Origin of the sequence: Weizmannia sp. FSL K6-0777 (genome assembly GCF_038593185.1) — a bacterium.
In the GTDB taxonomy this organism is placed as follows: domain Bacteria; phylum Bacillota; class Bacilli; order Bacillales; family Bacillaceae_C; genus Weizmannia; species Weizmannia faecalis.
Map to the genome: position 1 here is coordinate 1,295,440 of NZ_CP151971.1, position 17,376 is coordinate 1,312,815.

The 17,376-nt window shown below is 41.6% G+C and carries 16 protein-coding genes; 9 read left to right on the forward strand and 7 right to left on the reverse strand.

The window, feature by feature from the left end; genetic code table 11:
* Positions 1–427: 427 nt before the first annotated feature.
* Together NST70_RS05970 and NST70_RS05975 are read left to right on the forward strand one after the other, a co-directional pair.
* Positions 428–2,074 carry an FAD-binding dehydrogenase gene (locus NST70_RS05970; protein WP_035189263.1) on the forward strand — a complete coding sequence of 549 codons (1,647 nt, stop codon included), beginning with the start codon at positions 428–430 and terminating at the stop codon, positions 2,072–2,074.
* A gap of 299 nt (positions 2,075–2,373) precedes the next feature.
* Positions 2,374–2,514: a hypothetical protein gene (locus NST70_RS05975; RefSeq protein ID WP_155245505.1), complete on the forward strand. Its 141-nt coding sequence runs from the start codon at positions 2,374–2,376 to the stop codon at positions 2,512–2,514.
* 183 nt (positions 2,515–2,697) lie between these two features.
* Here NST70_RS05975 and ltrA read toward each other — a convergent pair whose 3' ends face one another.
* Positions 2,698–4,107, reverse strand: coding sequence for a group II intron reverse transcriptase/maturase (gene ltrA, locus NST70_RS05980; RefSeq protein ID WP_043052493.1), 1,410 nt, complete (start codon positions 4,105–4,107; stop codon positions 2,698–2,700).
* 775 nt (positions 4,108–4,882) lie between these two features.
* Entirely contained in the window at positions 4,883–6,106 is a 1,224-nt protein-coding gene (locus NST70_RS05985; RefSeq protein ID WP_013858393.1) for an IS110 family transposase, read from the reverse strand.
* A 411-nt stretch (positions 6,107–6,517) separates the two neighbouring features.
* Between NST70_RS05985 and NST70_RS05990 the strand changes: the two genes are divergently transcribed.
* Entirely contained in the window at positions 6,518–7,915 is a 1,398-nt protein-coding gene (locus NST70_RS05990) for an MFS transporter (protein ID WP_035189923.1), read from the forward strand.
* A 281-nt stretch (positions 7,916–8,196) separates the two neighbouring features.
* On the opposite strand, the gene NST70_RS05995 is transcribed toward NST70_RS05990, so the two are convergent.
* Positions 8,197–8,718: an IS630 family transposase gene (locus tag NST70_RS05995; RefSeq protein ID WP_035189922.1), complete on the reverse strand. Its 522-nt coding sequence runs from the start codon at positions 8,716–8,718 to the stop codon at positions 8,197–8,199.
* A 156-nt stretch (positions 8,719–8,874) separates the two neighbouring features.
* Here NST70_RS05995 and NST70_RS06000 point away from each other — a divergent pair, with 156 nt between their 5' ends.
* The 3 genes from NST70_RS06000 to NST70_RS06010 all read left to right on the forward strand — a co-directional run bounded on the left by NST70_RS06000 (position 8,875) and on the right by NST70_RS06010 (position 9,964).
* On the forward strand, positions 8,875–9,141 hold the full coding sequence (locus NST70_RS06000; RefSeq protein ID WP_328221479.1) for an amino acid permease C-terminal domain-containing protein: 267 nt from the start codon (positions 8,875–8,877) through the stop codon (positions 9,139–9,141).
* Positions 9,142–9,244: 103 nt separating this feature from the next.
* Positions 9,245–9,499, forward strand: a complete 255-nt coding sequence (locus NST70_RS06005) for an aminotransferase class I/II-fold pyridoxal phosphate-dependent enzyme (RefSeq protein ID WP_342475961.1) — start codon at positions 9,245–9,247, stop codon at positions 9,497–9,499.
* A 201-nt stretch (positions 9,500–9,700) separates the two neighbouring features.
* Positions 9,701–9,964: a glycerophosphodiester phosphodiesterase family protein gene (locus tag NST70_RS06010; protein WP_328221470.1), complete on the forward strand. Its 264-nt coding sequence runs from the start codon at positions 9,701–9,703 to the stop codon at positions 9,962–9,964.
* A 130-nt stretch (positions 9,965–10,094) separates the two neighbouring features.
* Here NST70_RS06010 and NST70_RS06015 read toward each other — a convergent pair whose 3' ends face one another.
* On the reverse strand, positions 10,095–11,003 hold the full coding sequence (locus NST70_RS06015) for a superoxide dismutase (RefSeq protein ID WP_328221472.1): 909 nt from the start codon (positions 11,001–11,003) through the stop codon (positions 10,095–10,097).
* A 348-nt stretch (positions 11,004–11,351) separates the two neighbouring features.
* On the opposite strand from NST70_RS06015, the gene NST70_RS06020 reads away from it, so the two are divergent.
* Positions 11,352–12,620 (forward strand): radical SAM protein, encoded by a 1,269-nt coding sequence (locus NST70_RS06020; RefSeq protein ID WP_328221474.1) that lies wholly within the window; start codon positions 11,352–11,354, stop codon positions 12,618–12,620.
* Between the two features lie 439 nt (positions 12,621–13,059).
* Here NST70_RS06020 and NST70_RS06025 read toward each other — a convergent pair whose 3' ends face one another.
* Entirely contained in the window at positions 13,060–13,218 is a 159-nt protein-coding gene (locus tag NST70_RS06025; protein ID WP_342476191.1) for a CoA transferase, read from the reverse strand.
* Positions 13,219–13,324: 106 nt separating this feature from the next.
* On the reverse strand, positions 13,325–13,777 hold the full coding sequence (locus NST70_RS06030) for an Lrp/AsnC family transcriptional regulator (protein ID WP_328221476.1): 453 nt from the start codon (positions 13,775–13,777) through the stop codon (positions 13,325–13,327).
* 361 nt (positions 13,778–14,138) lie between these two features.
* On the opposite strand from NST70_RS06030, the gene NST70_RS06035 reads away from it, so the two are divergent.
* Entirely contained in the window at positions 14,139–14,522 is a 384-nt protein-coding gene (locus tag NST70_RS06035) for a hypothetical protein (protein WP_328221478.1), read from the forward strand.
* A 134-nt stretch (positions 14,523–14,656) separates the two neighbouring features.
* On the opposite strand, the gene NST70_RS06040 is transcribed toward NST70_RS06035, so the two are convergent.
* Positions 14,657–16,342 (reverse strand): IS1634 family transposase, encoded by a 1,686-nt coding sequence (locus NST70_RS06040; protein ID WP_340702290.1) that lies wholly within the window; start codon positions 16,340–16,342, stop codon positions 14,657–14,659.
* A gap of 139 nt (positions 16,343–16,481) precedes the next feature.
* Between NST70_RS06040 and NST70_RS06045 the strand changes: the two genes are divergently transcribed.
* Positions 16,482–17,375 carry an ATP-grasp domain-containing protein gene (locus tag NST70_RS06045; RefSeq protein ID WP_328221322.1) on the forward strand — a complete coding sequence of 298 codons (894 nt, stop codon included), beginning with the start codon at positions 16,482–16,484 and terminating at the stop codon, positions 17,373–17,375.
* The last annotated feature ends 1 nt before the right edge of the window (position 17,376 follow it).

The window sequence follows — 17,376 nt, forward strand, 5'->3', positions numbered from 1 at the left end:
GGAATAAAACCAAAAAAGCGGTGGCTGTTTGCTGCCGATCTCCGCATTTTGCGGCAAGTTTTTTGGGCAAGTTACGGATTCATCCGAAAAAAATGAAGGTTCACAGCTCAAGTCCCCTTTTATTCCTCATCGAGCGTTTTTCTGATCGCCTGTTTTTTCTATCTTTATAAAAAGGAAATTATAGTTTCGTGTCGAATGTTATAAGTTGAATTTTAGTTTTTACATCGAGCCCGGGCACCACCCATTTGCACGATGATTTTTTACAGCAGGCAACAGAGCTGCTCATTCGTTCATTTTATATCGTTTACAATGCTATACTGTCCGGGAGAAGCCGGCTGTAGAGGAAAATCGCATCGATGAAATCATCGCATAGGATATTTTCAATGATAGACATCACCATGCTTTGTGAAAACGGGAGGTCTCTATTATGAATTTCGATGTCATTGTCGTCGGAGCGGGGCTGGCCGGCTTGGTTGCAACCGTAGAAATGGCAGAGGCCGGAAAAAAAGTGCTGCTCTTGGATCAAGAGCCGGAAACCAGTATCGGCGGCCAAGCGTGGTGGTCGTTTGGCGGGTTATTTTTAGTAAATTCTCCGGAGCAAAGGCGGCTTGGGATAAAAGATTCCAGGGAACTGGCGTGGCAAGACTGGATTGGCACTGCCGGATTTGACCGGGAGGACGATGAAGATTATTGGGGAAAAAAATGGGCCGAAGCTTACATCGATTTTGCGGCCGGCGAAAAAAGATCGTGGCTGCACAAAATGGGCGTGCGTTTTTTCCCGGTTGTCGGTTGGGCTGAACGGGGCGGACATTTAGCCACTGGACACGGCAATTCTGTTCCCCGCTTTCATATTGTGTGGGGAACCGGGCCGGCACTGGTGGCGCCTTTTGAGAAAAAAGTCCGGGAATATATGAAAGCCGGTTTGGTTCAATATTTGCCCCGCCATCGGGTCGATCATCTTTTAAAAGAAAATGGCACTGTTAGAGGGGTAGCCGGTTTTGTTTTGATTCCCAGCACAAAGGAGCGGGGAGAGGATACGGAAAGAGAGGTTATTGGCGATTTCGAATACCAGGCCGAAGCTGTATTAGTGGCGAGCGGGGGCATTGGCGGGAACTTTGATTTCGTTCGCAAAAATTGGCCGAAGCGGCTCGGAACGCCGCCTGCTCATATGTTATCGGGCGTTCCTGCGCATGTGGACGGCAGAATGCTTGGTATTACGGAAGAAGCGGGCGGGCGGATTGTGAATCGGGATCGGATGTGGCACTATACGGAAGGCATAAAAAATTGGAACCCGATTTGGTCCAACCATGGCATCCGTATTTTACCCGGGCCATCCTCCATCTGGCTTGATGCGGAAGGTAAACGCTTTCCTGTCCCTAATTTGCCGGGATTTGATACGCTCAGCACACTGGAAGCCATTCAAAAAACCGGTTATGACTATTCGTGGTTTATTTTAACGCAAAAAATCATAGAAAAAGAGTTTGCCCTGTCAGGATCGGAGCAAAATCCGGATCTTACCGGCAAAAGTATCCGGAAAGTGCTGGGCAGAGCTTTGCCTGGTGCGCCTGAACCCGTCCAGGCCTTCATGGATAAAGGAGAAGATTTTATCATTGCCCATAATCTAGAAGACCTTGTAAATGGAATGAACCGATTGACTGGTGAAAATCGATTACACTTTAAAGAAATTGAAGACCAAATAAAGGCGCGGGATCGGGAAATAGATCATAAATTTACAAAAGATTTGCAGGTGACGGCAATCCGGGGCCATCGAAATTATTTGGGGGATAGATGGATTCGTGTTGCCCCGCCGCATAAAATACTCGATCCGAAAAATGGTCCGCTCATTGCCGTGCGCCTTCATCTTCTAAGCAGAAAAACATTAGGCGGCCTGCAAACCGATTTATCTGGAAACGTTTTAGATTCCGCAGGCCGTGCCATACCCGGTTTGTATGCAGCGGGGGAGGTTTCCGGGTTTGGCGGTGGCGGCGTCCATGGCTACAGGGCTCTTGAAGGAACCTTTCTGGGCGGCTGCCTTTTTACAGGCAGGACGGCCGGGCGATCGCGGCTGAACTAAGTTAATTGCATAACGGACCCAGTGATTTTTTACCGGGTTTTCATGTGAAAATGGCGGGTCGGGCAGAGTTCCGGGCGTTTATAGGCTTGAAAGCCGGATTCTAAATGTCATATGCAACAGAGGTCAACATTTTTGTGATCTATTTCTCCCGCGTAATATTCCGCTCGGTGAGGTCTGATTCCTTGCATATCAGACAAATTTTTTAGTTTTGCGCTCTTAGGATGATTCTTAATAAAGCTGTAAGTTGTTTATCGCCGGTAATCCTTTCTAGTTTTGTCATTGATCAGGGAGGGGGATATTTGCATTTTAATATCACTATGATTTGTAAACGCCAACATAAATCCAGCCTGCGAAATGAGAACCAAAGCAGCCGACAAAAAAATCATGATTTTTCTTTTGGAAAAGTTCGTCCTTTTTCTCCTCTGGAATTTAAAAAATAACCTCTTATAGGTGCTTCTAACTCACATTATGGCCAGCCAAGCGGCGAAAACGAGGGCAAGGGCTAACGATATTTCGACAAGATGGAGAAATGAAGGTTAATCGAGTAGGAGGCTAATCATTATTTGATTAGCCGACCTCTCACACCACCGTGCGTACGGTTCCGTACACGGCGGTTCTAAAGTTTACGACCGTACAGACAGATAGTAATCCAGAAAACTTATATACCTTGCTCTTCGGAAGAGTTCGTTTGTAAGGGTTCTAGCTAAGATATGGCTGCCGGAGATTCTCCAGTAGCCTTTTCTTGTGTTAGCCCATTCCCACGCCTTTCTTTTATTGATCCCTAATTTCTTGAGCCAATAAAATCTTGTGCGTACTCTCTTCCATCTTTTCCAAGTTACCATTCGCATTCTTCTTCGTGTCCATTGGTCCAGTCTGGTTACCAGACTTTTCATATCCGCTAGCTTGTAGTAATTTACCCATCCTCGGACAGTGTCGTTTAGCCTTTTCTTTCTTTCCTCTACGCTTAATCCGTTGCTTCTTCCTGTGATTCTGCGAATTTTCTCCTTTAATTTTTGAACACCCTTCGGGTGTACCCGGAATTTGCATTTTCCTTCATAAAGGTAGAATCCATAACTCAGGAACTTGATGTTTCTAATATGTGTGATCATCGTCTTCTCTCGGTTCACTTTGAGTCGCAATTTCCTCTCAATGAATGGGAGAATGTTATGGTATGTTCTTTCGCAGCTTCTTCGGCTTTTACAGAATATGATCACATCATCAGCGTAACGGACAAATCGGTGATTTCTTGCTTCCATTTCTTTATCCAATTCGTTTAACATTACATTGGCAAGAAGCGGACTTAGTGGTCCTCCTTGTGGAACACCGAAATCATTTGTTGTCCTTATTCCTTTGATCATAACACCTGCATTTAGGAATTTATGGATTAAGGAGATTACACGTCCGTCGTGAATTGTTTCACTCAATATCTGGATAAGCTTACTATGGTTTACCGTGTCAAAGTACTGTTCTAAGTCCAGGTCTACTACATACTGGTATCCTTCATTTACATTCTTTTGGCACTTGAGAAGTGCCTGATGTGTACTTCTATGTGGTCGGAAACCATAGCTATTGTCTGAGAACTTTCTTTCATATATAGGGACTAGGACCTGCGAAATGGCTTGTTGGATGACTCGGTCTACTACCGTTGGTATTCCAAGTTTCCTTGTTTTCCCGTTGTCTTTTGGTATTTCTACCCTTCTAACGGGTTGGGGCTTGTATGTCCCATTTCGAATGGAGAGGACGAGTTCCCTCTGATGTTCAGTTAGGTATGCCAAAAGTTCACCTGTTTTCATTCCATCGACACCGCCCGCACCTTTGTTTTTCTTTACCTTTTTATAGGCACGGTGCAGGTTATTACTTGAAAGGATTCGTTCGAGCATCCATTCGTTCTGTCTGTTGGTGTTAGTGGTGTTGTTTTCAGTTATCCTCTTGAAACTATGCCCTCTGCCATATCCTTCCTGTTCCGCAGTATCTTTTTGACAGCAGGTTTCTTCCTGTTTTCTGCATTTGTTCGTTTCTTCGGTAACTTTCATTGACTTCCACTTCCTTTAGTTCAGCCCTTCCTTCGATGCTCCAGGCATCTCCGTACTATGGCTTCTGCTGACTTCTCACGGCAAATCTTGTTTCAACCAGGTTTCATACTCTGTTTCCACCTGTCCGTGAGACCTCCCGTGGTAAGGTGATTCACTTTCATTCCATGTACCCGCACCATTTACGTTTCCACATCCGGATAGCTTTTGGGCTTTGACTTGTTCAGCAGCCTTACCCTGTGAGAGTACGCCTAATGATGTTCGTGTTCCTCGGGTCAGAATTTTGCCTCCAGCTTCCTTCAGATTCCATCTCACGATGGACACCCTTGCTCTTGGCTAATGGTTGGTCGCTACCTACCCCCATAGCGGACTTACACCGCCTAGCGAATCGCCATGCACGGCGCACTGAGAAAGCGCATTTGCATAATGCGCTTATTTTGATTGTTTTGCGCTTGCTTTAAAAATGAGCCGTTTTTGGCCGGAAATGTACGCCAACAAGTCAGTTTCTTTTCAAAAATGATAGGACGGCCGCTTTCATGATCTCGTCAAAAAAATAATTTTAAAAATGGAGATAAAAAACTATAAACAGGGTATATATGTTTTTACTTAAGATCATGAAAAAGTCCTACGGTGTGATGTCAAGGGTTAAAAACAAGTGAATTGGAAATTTTGTTGGCTCTATGTCGTAAAAATGGCAATACTGAACTAAGCCTCCAGATAATTGGAATAATCTGGAAGTTTTCAAGTTCAGGCTATCGATGATGGTTACCTGGTTACCTCATCGCGTCACCTTCTTTTTCGGCGCATAAATTTGATCGTTGCGGAGCAGCGCATCGATCAGGCGCACCAGTTTTCTTGCCGTTAAGACGAGGGCGCGTTTGTGTGAGTGCTTATGCACCTCACGATATTTCTTTTGGTAAAAGGCGCGGTACTCAGGTTCGTGTCGCCGGACCAGATTGGCAGCCTCAACCAGGTAATACCGGAGATAACGATTGCCTGTACGCGCAAGCATTTTGTCATCAGCCTCAAAATCACCCGATTGGTGGCGGGGCCAGAACAATCCAGCAAATTTTGCGATCGCGGCTTGGTCGTCAAAGCGCTCAATGTCGCCGATTTCAGCGAGAATCCCAGCACAGCTCACCGGGCCTATTCCCGGAATGGTCTGGAGGGTATTCGGGATTCCATCAAGAACGCGGGCAATCGCCTTATCCAAATCCTTGATTTGGCGTTTAAGATGCCGGATGATCTCAATAGAACTGCCCAGGACCAAGTCAATCGAATCCTCCACACATTTAGAAAGCCGGTAAGAGGACCGGGCAGCTTTTTGGATGGATGCGGCCAAATCCTCGGGATCGCTAAAGCGGCCATGGCCTTTGGTCTGGAGATACATCGCTAAGTCCTCTAGAGGCATTTGGGCAATTTCATCGAGGCTATAGGCCTCAAGCAAAAATTCCGTTATGGCATGGCCGAAGACCGGTGTATCCACTTCAAGGTTAAAGGCACTGAATTTGAAAAACAGATGATTCAAAAATACCTGTTGTTCCCGGGTTAAACTTTGAATCAGGTGATAGCGCATCCGTGTTAACCGTTGAAGGGCAAGGTATTGTTCTGACTGAATCACGGATTTCGGCAATCTCCCGAAACGCAAGCGGTCCGCAATTACCCAGGCATCTTTGGGATCGGTCTTGTCCATCTCGGCATAAGCCTTTTTGAAATTTCTCACCAGCTTCGGATTCAGGGTAAACACCTTTGTACGACGCTGTTTCAGCTCGGGATCTTCATGGAAAAACATTGCCGGGTGCCAACTATACACAGATGTGGCCTCCATGGCGATCTGGATGGTGTCATCCGCCTCCGCATGTTGGAGGATGGCGTCTCTTAACTCAGAGGCACCGGGAAGATTGTTTGTCACCGTTTGGGTGGCCAACGTTTCCCCCATTCCATCCATCAGGCAGGCATCGAGGTTTTTGGAGCTCACGTCAATACCGACAAATAAGGGCATATGATTTCCTCCTCTCTGTATTGGGATCGATGGAATCGGACGCTTCGGGATATCCCCAGATGGCTTGCCGATCTGTCAGCCTCGCGTATGAGAACTCATCCGGGCCGTGGGCTGCCTGGAACTGCTCATTTCCAGCACGGAGATCCGGAGGAACGGCCTACGGGTTAGACGTTCAAGCAAGAACCTGGGGATGCAGACTTTTCGAGTAGTCAGGCTACAAGGAGGGGAAGCATTGACCCAAACGATCCTAAGACCATTATCCGGGAACATCGCGAAGCGTCCAAGTCCGAACTTGTATTCCGGGCGAGCCCGGAATACAAAATCTTATATTCACTTGTCAATGAGCAGCAGAATGAACTGGAAATTGACATCCACTTTGGATTTAAACTTATTATACGAGGAGGTTTTTACATGGACCATTATGCCAGCCGGTTGGAGGAGGATCACGCCGGTATTCAAAACCCGGTCACGCAAACGGGAGAATTGCACCGAAAGGAAAAAATCGCATACGGTGCAGGGGACATCGGGTATAATTTTCTGTTTGACCTCGGGCAAATCTATTTGCTCAAGTTTTACACGGATACGCTCGGGCTTCCGGCTTCCATTGCAGGAATGGTATTTTTAGTGACAAAAATTTGGGACGCTTTTTCGGATTTTACCATTGGCACGGTTGTAGACCACCGGAAAAAAATTGGACCAAAAGGGAAGTTCCGTCCCTTCATTCTGTATACCGCAGTTCCGCTGGCGCTGATGACGATTACGAATTTTCTTTCTCCGGATTTTTCATTAAATGGAAAAGTGATTTGGGCCTTTGCTACATACATGGCTTTCGGCACCATCTACAGCATTTCCAGCATACCATACGGTTCAATGGCTCCGGCAATGACGAAAAATCCTAACGAACGGGCTGAATTGTCCGCCTTTAGGCAGGCCGGCGCTAATCTTGGATTGCTCATTACGACAGTCGGTTTTATGCCGGTTGTCCTCCTGTTTGATAATCCGAAAATCGGATATCCGGCAGCGGCTGCGATTTTTGCAACGGCCGGCATATTGCTGCAAATCTATTCTTATAAGCATATAAAAGAGCGCCATGTCGAACTGGAACCGAAAAAAACAAGCCACACGATAAAAGACAGCTACAAGGCGCTTGTAAAAAACGGGCCCCTTTTCATTGTCAGCCTGGTCAATTTATTTACCATTTCAGCTTACAATGTGAAACTGGCTGTTCAGGTGTATTACTGCCAGTATGTATTGCACAATGTCACCATCGTTTCTTATATGGGATTTTTTAGTATGGGTTGCGCATTTTTCGGGATTGCCCTCGCTCCTTTTGTTCAACGAAAAATCGGGAAAAAGTACACGTATATGATCGGTTGTGCCATTTGGGCGGTTACCGATCTGCTTGCTTTGTTTTTTGCCCATAATGCCGTTCTGTTTATTGTATTTGCCTGCCTCGCCTTTTTCGGAAACGCTTTTGTCAACAGCCTGAACTGGGCATTGATTTCCGACTGCGTGGAATACGGGGAATGGAAAACCGGAAAGCGGACGGAAGGTATTGTCTACTCCTTTTTTACATTCTTTCGCAAATTGTCACAGGCTGTCGCCGGGTTTATTCCCGGGTTTGTGCTGAACATTTCCGGATATGTACCGAATGCCGTCCAGTCCGCAAGTGCCATTTTTGGTATCAAAGCGCTTATGTTTATCTATCCGGCAGCACTGTCCATTTTAACGATTGTTGTCTTCGGCTTTTTCTACCGCTTGACGGAAAAGAAATATAAAGAAATCGTGGCGGAGATGAATAGCAGGTAATGCAGGTCAAGGGAGCAGTTTCAACAAGCAAACGTCCAATTTTGGAATGAACAAACAGGGAATTGGAAAGAAAAAATGCTGATTTGGAAAGAAAAATACAGATTTTGGAACAAAAAGGAAAGTCCGGAAAGCAAGATTTCAAGTTTAAATGAATTGTTCGGGAGGTAACAGGCACCCTCCCGAATTTGGAGTGAAAAGCCGCCTCTTTCCAATATACAACGCAAACTTTTCATCTGCAAAGTCTGCGTTGTATATTGGATAAAAATCACATAAAACTGTCGTCAATGAGACCGTTCTCCAGTTCCTTTTTCAACGCTGGAAAAGTGACTTCTTTGAACTCCTTGTTCGTCCGGATCAGCTTTTGCCAAAGTATACGTTGCCTTAGTGTAGCTGAATCCAAGCCTGTGTAACATCTTAGAAACACCCTTGGGAGTAAAAGACTGCTGAAACTCTTGTTGAATCCAGTCGGCAATTAATTGGAGCGTCCAAGTGTATTTTGCTTCGAAACCGACTTCTGCAGGTGTTTTATTCACGATGGTATCGGCCAACTGTTTCTGTTGTTCTTTACTTAACTTTTCGGGTTTACCTGTTGTTTTTTTCATTTGTAGCCCGGAAATTCCACCTTCTTCATAAGAATGAAAGTATGCCATAACCGTCTGCCGATTACGTCCTATAATCTTAGCGATATCCATATAAGTATGGCCTTCTAGGTGTAATAGCACAGAAAGGTAACGCTCATAAAGACGTTTATCTTTTGTATTTTTCATTGCATTTCGTAAGGATTCAATTTCTTGTTTTACCATTTTTTCTCCATCCTTTTTGGTATCATTACAGACTTTATACCCGAAAAAGGACCAAAAAATTGAGCAAAGATGATTAGTTCATCTTATATAATAAGTTCAATTAACATCGCTGTGAATGCAACAGGCTTTTTATATCTCCTTACCTTTATTTTTACGATGATCGCGTTTTTTATTTCTAGAAAAAAATCTACTCACGAAGAAAGATCAGCGCAGTTTTTAACTCCTATTTATCCATTTTTACCAGCATTAGCTCTAATGATCAGTCTTTGTTTATTAGTTCCAGTTGGTGGGTCAGGCTTTTTTTCAGGATTGATATGGATATCAATTGGCTTGGGGATCTATTTCATGCGAACTAAATCGATTAAGGACACTAGTAGGATAAGAGTAAAAGAAAAAGAGGTTAATACATCGTCAATAAAGTAATGTTACTACTGAAAGTTGCAGATGCAAATGATGAAACTTAAAAAACACCTTGAGGGAATTAAACCATATAATAGTAGGAATGCCAATAGAAGAGGTCCAAAATTTGTATGGACTTAATGATGTAGTAAAGTTGGCTTCCAATGAAAATCCATATGGTTGTTCTCAAAACGTTCAAAAGGTCATTATAACAGTACTCAATAAACTATCCCTCTATCCGGATAGCCGAGCAGATCAATTAAGAGAAAAACTGGCTAATCATCACATAGGGCTAAATCATGATCAGTTTATCTTTAGAAATGGAACGGATGAGTTAATTCGAATGATAATGTATGGCAACCTGGTTCAGCCCGGAAGATAAGGGAGAAAAAGTACCGGAACAAGAAGAGATCATCCGCCATTTTGAAACATCAATCCTCTATTATCCCTATTATATCGAGATCAAAAATTCAGGCAATGCAATGGTACAGAAACTTATGGAAGTTCTTTGCCCCCATGGCTTATCCGGGAAAAACAGCCGTGAGGGGCAAGTTGTTATCGAGTCTCTTCGCAAAGAGTCTGAATGCTTTCTGTTAAAAAATATCCGGATACAGAAATGACCCAGCTTGACGGTCCGTTGAAAATGAACTTTGATGAAGTGAAAACCTATGCGGATGGAGTCGGCCCGAGTCTGAATCATTTGAGTGAAACTTTTGTCAAACACGCACACGATAACGGGCTGTCCGTTCACGTTTGGACTGTAGACAACCAGACAACCGGGAAACGAAATAAAAACTGCAAAAATGGCAAGTCGACGCCATCTTCGCAGATTTTACGCAATTGGTGAAGGAATAAGATATAAAGGTATTTTCGCGCCACACCATTAGTTGGAAACACTTTTTGTTCAATTTACACAATAATCAGGACTTGACTTCCAAAACCTCACTCAAGGGGATATTTTTATTTTGGCAGGACTCTTAAAAAGGCTGCCACTTTAATTTCACTGCTTCATTGAAACGATTCTCCACCTCTTGCCAATTGACAACATGCCACCAGTTTTCAATGTATTTCTTTCTTTCGTTTTTGTATTGGAGGTAGTAGGCGTGTTCCCACACATCCAGAACAAGTAGCGGTATGACATCCCATTGGCTGAGATTTTGATGTTTTTCAGCCTGCAGAATTTCAAGCCGCCTTGCACGTGGGGACCAGACCAATATGGCCCATCCGACACCTTCCACCTGATTTGCTGCCTCTGAAAAATGTTTTTTAAAATGAGCAAAGCCACCAAACGTTTGCCGGATTGTTCTCTCTAAATCTCCCTTCGGCTCCCCTCCGCCATTGGGGCTCATTATATTCCAAAAAAGGGTGTGCAAATAATGGCCGGCACCGTGAAAAGCAGCTTCTCTTTCCCAATGCTTAAGGAGCCCGTAGTGATTGGTTGCCCGGGCTTTTTGCATTTCTTTTTCTGCTCTGTTTAAACCATCCACATAGCTTTGATGATGTTTATCATGATGCAGCCTCATTATTTCACGCGCGATATAGGGTTCCAATGCATCATAAGCGTACGGAAGCGGCGGAAGGGTATGCCCGCCAATTGGCACCACATCCTTCAGGGCCGCTGCACCGCCATTTCCATCCGGCTTAGCAACACTGCTTTTTCCCAAAAAAGAATTGAATTGCGTATACAATTTGTTCGCCCGGTTGTAAATATCCGCATCCTGCAAAGGTTCTTTGGTTGAAAGAAGTTTTTGGAATTCGCGGAGATTTTCCTGCCATTCATCCAACCTTTCTTTCTGGACGTTTTCCCGCAATACATCTTCAGATTTATGAAAAGTCTTTGCGATCTCTTCACTCCACTGTTTTAATGACGCACGATATTCTGACAATGAAGGCCCTCCCCAATATTAGTCGTTCATAATATATGCCGGATAACGGAAAGGTTGAATGCCTTTCAAACATTCAATCGTGCAAGAACAGGATGCTGATTGCACAAGGGCGGAACCGCTTGATCTTTTCATCGAGATCGTTTTGATAAATGGAGATTGTTTTTTCATTAAATTGTAGAAAAGGAGAGCAGAAAGGATATTGCTATTTTTTTAAAAAAGAAATACCATTAGCCTTGGTATATGTTGGTAAGCGGGGAGTATTCATATAGAAAGAAGGTTCATCACATTTTGGACACACATTATGTTCCATCAAGATTTAACGTATTATCTCGTACGGATGATCATGGCATGATTTTATACAATAGTTATACAGGAGCTATTGTCAGTTTTTCAGAAGACGAAAAGCCCGAAGTCATGGCTTGTCTGAAAAAGGCCGGGATTACGGAATTGGATTCGGATGTTAAAAAGTCTTTATATGATCATGGTTTTATCGTTCCCGGCCATGTGGATCAAAAACGGAGGGCATTGTTCCTGCATGAATCCATGCACCGAACAGATATGATGCACCTGATTCTGTTGGTAACGGAAGCCTGCAATTTCCGCTGTACATACTGTTATGAAAAATTTGAGCGCGGGAAAATGAAACCCGGGATTGTTAATGGTGTAAAAGCACTCGTAAAAGACAGGGCCGGCACATTGTCAAACTTACATATCAGCTGGTTCGGCGGTGAACCGCTGTTGCAAATGCCTTTAATTGAGGACTTGTCCCATACGTTTTTATCCATTGCGCAGGAAAACCAGATTCAGTATTCTGCCGATGTTGTCACGAATGGCTATTTTTTAACAAAAGAAGCATTTGAAAAATTGCTTTCCTGGAATGTCCGGCAGTTCATGGTGACCATTGACGGTGTTGGTGAAATGCATGACCGGACCCGGCATCTGGCTGGCGGCGGCGGTACTTTTGATCAAATTATCGAAAACCTGAGGGCGGTAAAAGAATGTAGTGCGGATTTTGATTTCACGATCCGCGTGAATTTTGACCAGGAAAATATAAAGGAAATCAGCAATCTGATTGCCTGCTTAAAAGCCTACTTTGCACATGATAAGCGCTTTGGCCTCTTTTTCCATCCGGTGGGCAGATGGGGAGGGGAGCATGATGATGAACTTCCGATTTGCAACCACATTATTTCCAATCAAAAGATTTGGGAATTTACCGAAGAAGCTGTCGATGGAGGGCTTGGCATGAGTTCCCTTATATCAGGATCCATGATGCCAACTGCTTCCGTCTGCTATGCAGCCAAACCAAATTCATTTGTGATCGGTGCTGACGGACAATTATATAAATGTACGACCTGCCTTGATGAGGAGATCAATAAAGTGGGCAAACTCCATGAAGATGGTAGCTTAGCAATTGATTTTGACAAACTTGCCACATGGGTAACATCAGGAGAAGAAACCGACTCCGGCTGCCAGTCATGCTTTTTCCGGCCGGCATGCCAGGGAAACCACTGCCCGTACTACCGGATGCTAACCGGAGAAAAACCTTGTCCCTATGAAAAGAAAAATATGAGAAAAGTATTATCTCTGATTTGGAAAGACAGTTTACAAGAGACATAATACCGTGTTCCGGCAATATCCGTCTGATTCATCTGAAGCGGTGAAAGGTGGTGAGAAAGAATGAAAGTGATTCGTCCTGCAAAATCTCCTGTTGAAAATGCTGCATCCGGCAGAATTATGAAATCCATACCGGGAAACTTAAAATAAGTTGGTTCCCGGCCTCAATGGGTGCATTATCTGTATCATATTGATGCAGTAAATGTGTCCAATGTAAAAAAGAAACCTGTTACAGCAGAATCTATGTCTGACAGGTTTCTTTTTTATAGTTTCAACAGGAAGAAAATGAGTTTAAACACATTAAGAGTGGATAGTGGGGTTTTGAGAGGGAGGTATGCATGAAAGCCTACAGCGCGAATGATTTAATAATTTTTGTCCCACTCACCGATGTAAGGCATTTCTCAATAATTCTTGTTTTTCTGTCAGGTCAAAATTCATGGGCTCAGCCTCCTAAATCATTAGTTTTATGATCACTCGAATCAGCTAATCTATCCCCAGTGATGATCATCAGCCCGTACATCGCTTGGATGATAAAGTCATAGCCAGGCAAATCTTTGTACGGACCCGTTTCCCCAAACCCTGTGATTGAACAGTAAATGATTCCGGTTTACAGCCAAAGGCCCAGGAGAATGGGGAAAGATGCTCGGCGATCGCACTCACGACAGCAATATTGGGCCGTCTCCTGCATTGACGTGAGATTTTTCCCTTCAGCCTTTATTGCCAGCATTTAAAAAATCTCCGTTAGTTTCAAGTTCGGATAGCACAATATGCGTAACTGTTCCAGCATAAGTTGTTACTGCATTAATAAACTCCTCTGCATCAGACAAATGTTTTAATCGTAGTTTTACTATGTAACAAGCACTTCCTGCAATTCGATAGCAGAATTCTGCCGTAGGATAATCAGAGATGAACTCTTTAAATTTTTTGTAATCCCCATACCTTAAAGTTACTTCTACAAAACATTCAATTTCATATCCTAATTTCTTATAATCTAATTCAATAGTATAATTTTTAATAATACCGAAAGATTCTAATTTCTTTACTCGCTCAGCTACAGACGGTGCAGAAAGGTGAATACGTTTTGAGATTTCTCGCATAGATAGTCTAGAATCGTTCTTTAGTACATTTAATATTTCTTTGTCAATTTCATCAATTTTCAAATGAAAAGAGCCTCCTATCCGTTTTGTGCTAAATGTTAACTATCCTATGTAAATAGCTTAGTACATTTAATATTTATTTGTCAATTCCATCAATTTTCAAACGAAAAGCATTTCTTATTGACTTTATTTTAAATGTTAACTATCCTATGTAAATGGTTTACATATGAAATACCAAAGTTTAGATGTTTTATTTATAATTATATGTAAAGAATTTAATTAACATAGTATTTTGTTGTGTGCCAAGCTCCGGCACATTCATTAAGAAAAAGTCGCCATAGTGGTACTTTTATAATTCCTTTTCAACCAAGAAATAGGTTTTTGACAAGATGGGTTTACTCACTTCAAAAGGAGGAATTGAAGCATGAACGGACGAAAAATAGGGTTGATGATGCGTAAGGGATATAAGATCCAAGAAGATCACATTGAAACATTAGGACGTTTGGTAGAAGAAATTCACATATGGACTTCTATTCCCAATGCTTTAGATGATCCCAGATTTCAATATGTGCATCTCATCGAAGAAGAGGACCAAGAAGTTTTATTAGAAAAAATATATAAAGTGGCAAAACAATATGGTGTAAGCAAATTTGTTACATTTCAAGAAACGGATATTGTTCTTACTGCACAACTCAATGAACGTTTTGGAAATCAATTTATCCCTGCTGATGCCGCTAAAATCTGCAGAGACAAATCAAAGCAAAGGGCATTCATGTCAAAGTACAATCCCACATTTCGCACGTCTTAAATATAGTTCATTCTAATTTTTGAATGAACTATATTTAAATGGCTTGGTGGGATGATATCTTCTTATTTTTGAGGAATTTTCGATAAAATTCTTTTCAATTCGACATTCTTTTCATGAATTCCTCCTATTGTGTGTTATTCTCCTTTGTTTTCGACATTTTTTGACACGTATATTGATACATCATACCCGCATAATTCAATGATTTTTTTGGCTTGTGAATCAATATTATCGGGTAAGAGCCTTATTTTTTGTTGATTTTGATTTATAAGGATCACGGTAATATCTTCTAATTGCTCTAACAATGCTTGGCCTGTGGGTTGATAGAGTTTCCTTTTTCCTTTCAAGATTAGAGATAGGTTCTTTTCTTTCAGTTCTTTTCTAACTCGATATTCTAAAATTCCATAGATTAATAAAGCCATCACATACACAATACCTAAGGCCTCAACCCTTTCTGGGGTTTTCAAGTAAATGGCATCAATCATTTGTGAATCTTTGATTAATCGGAAACGGGTCTCAGCGGCCGACTGTCCTTTATAAACCCTCAAAACTTCTTGATTGGATAGTGTCTCCTCATCTAATTTATTTGTGATTAAAACAAAAGTGCTGAGCATTTTTTTCTTATTTTCGATAAAATCATGATCTTTTTCAAACGATTCCAGTTGTATCTGATAGATTTGTTCTCGTTTTGTCTGTTCGTCCTTTTTAGGTCTTCCTCTCTTTTTTCGTTTGATAGGTTGATCACTCATCTGGACGTTTAGTTTATAACAGAAATATGAAGCCTTTTGTTTTTTCTTAAAAGATTGAATTGCTTCTAGTGCGTCCTCTTTACAATGAAAGATAACTTTACTCAGTTTTTCTATCTCTTTTTTTAATTGTATTTCTTCCTTTTCGATCGCCCGATTTAGGGTTTTCTCTTTTCGTTGATCTAAATTGTTTGAGTGGACAACAAGAAACCGGTAAGGAAGGTTTTGAATTTGTCTTTCAAAAGCTTGAATTTGGTAAATAGCTGCGTCTTTTTTATTGCTAAGTGAGCCTACCCTTTCCCAGTTATTGAGCAACCATGCCTCTTTCTTTAGTTCTGTGCTTAAACCGAATGTATCAGGTAAACGGGAAATAAACGATAAATTTTGTTGTTGAATTTCCGCTAGATTTTCCGTTGTGATTAATGCAGAATCGGCTTGATAAATGAGATTTTTCCAATCTTCATGGGAAAGGATTTTTCTCATCTTTTGAATGAATTCCACATTCCAAGATTTATCCGAAGTATTCCCATTTTCTACTTTTGCAAGGATAGGAATTCGTTCAGGTGTGACCCCCATCCCCAGAACGATTTGTTTTAAGTCAGGCCTATGGGCCTTACTATACCCGTACGTAATTTGCAGTCCATCTTCCTTCGGTTGCTTATATTCGCCGTAAACAGAAATTGAGGTTGTATCGTTATGCAGTATACCAATAGGAAGATTCAATTTTTTTAGTGCTTTTAATGCAAGGGTGGAATAGACTTTCCATGCTTCGGCTTCATACAAGTAATCTAATGCTCTTCCTAATGCATCATCATTTAATTGATCGGGTGAAACCGATGTATCGAAAAGCATCTCAGAATCTAGGTTTTGATAGAATTCATGAACCTTATAAAGGGGCTTGCCACTGCATAAAATGTTTAAGACAAGGGCTTTAATCCTTGTTCCGGGTGAGATATGACAACGGACAGAATCCCATTTGACTAAATCATTAATGGTTTTTTCGAGTTCTATTTCATCACACAGTTTAGATAAAAGTTGAGACGGCCCCACATGTAAGGTTAAAATTTGATCTGACATAAAAATTTCCTCATCTTCCCGTAATTAGATAATCATTCAATTCTACAAAGAAGGAGAAAATTCCTTTAAAAAAATCATAAAATGGAAAAATTTACGTGCGGAATATGCGTACAATCTACCAACACCGTATTATTATAAAGTGGATACCTTAGAGGATGCTATATTAGTATCAACAAAAATTAAATATCCATTTATATTAAAGCCTACTTTGGCAGCATCTAGTTCAAACGTTTCTTTAATAAAAAGTGAACAACAATTAAAAGAGGCTTTTAAAGATCTAGAAAATCTTAGGAAAACTAAAAAAGGCTTTTATTATAACAAAAATTCAGAGTCACTCGCTTTAATTGAGGAATTTTTATCGGGAGATGAAGTCACAGTTGACGGAGTCGTGATAAATGGAGAATTCCATTTGGGAGGTATACACAATAAAAAGAGAATGGAAGGTCCATATTTCGAAGAAGACGAATATACACTTCCTTTTGCTGGGACCGCTGAAAATGAAAAAGAAATTGTTACTATTCTAAAAAGGATAACAAAATTTCTGAACCTAAGGGAAACTTTATTAAATGTAGAATTGAGAAAAGATAATGAGGGTCGTTTTAAAATAGTAGAATTTAGCGTAAGAATTAGTGGGGGCCATGTATATCGGAATATCAGAGATGTATACAACATGGATTTAGTTGGATCACATATTTCAAGTATATTCGATGATAATCAAGGTATTCATCTATTCAGTAGACGCTTAAACTCTCCGAAAGCTAGTACCTGTATTAAATTTATTTATAAAAATGGGCTTGTTAAAAAGAACAATGTTGGGAAAGCTGGAGACTCTCCCTATTTTCGGGCTTATTATCCAACAGCCTCAGTCGGTCAAACCATTTCTTGTGCTCCGAATGGATTTGATATTACAGGTTTACTCTCTGTGAGATATAAGTACAGCTCTCCAGTGGATAGATTGAAAGTGATTGAAATAGCCAAAAATATGGAAAAAGAACTTGATTTAGAGGTGGTAGCTGAAAAGGAGGAAGGTTAGA

Bases quoted from the DNA above. Each gene is read 5' to 3' on its own strand.
- NST70_RS05990 (WP_035189923.1), top strand. From the start codon at position 6,518: ATGGACCATTATGCCAGCCGGTTGGAGGAGGATCACGCCGGTATTCAA.
- NST70_RS05995 (WP_035189922.1), bottom strand. From the start codon at position 8,718: ATGGTAAAACAAGAAATTGAATCCTTACGAAATGCAATGAAAAATACA.
- ltrA (WP_043052493.1), bottom strand. From the start codon at position 4,107: ATGAAAGTTACCGAAGAAACGAACAAATGCAGAAAACAGGAAGAAACC.
- NST70_RS06035 (WP_328221478.1), top strand. From the start codon at position 14,139: ATGAACGGACGAAAAATAGGGTTGATGATGCGTAAGGGATATAAGATC.
- NST70_RS06020 (WP_328221474.1), top strand. From the start codon at position 11,352: ATGATTTTATACAATAGTTATACAGGAGCTATTGTCAGTTTTTCAGAA.
- NST70_RS06010 (WP_328221470.1), top strand. From the start codon at position 9,701: ATGCTTTCTGTTAAAAAATATCCGGATACAGAAATGACCCAGCTTGAC.
- NST70_RS05985 (WP_013858393.1), bottom strand. From the start codon at position 6,106: ATGCCCTTATTTGTCGGTATTGACGTGAGCTCCAAAAACCTCGATGCC.
- NST70_RS06040 (WP_340702290.1), bottom strand. From the start codon at position 16,342: ATGTCAGATCAAATTTTAACCTTACATGTGGGGCCGTCTCAACTTTTA.
- NST70_RS05970 (WP_035189263.1), top strand. From the start codon at position 428: ATGAATTTCGATGTCATTGTCGTCGGAGCGGGGCTGGCCGGCTTGGTT.
- NST70_RS06000 (WP_328221479.1), top strand. From the start codon at position 8,875: ATGATCGCGTTTTTTATTTCTAGAAAAAAATCTACTCACGAAGAAAGA.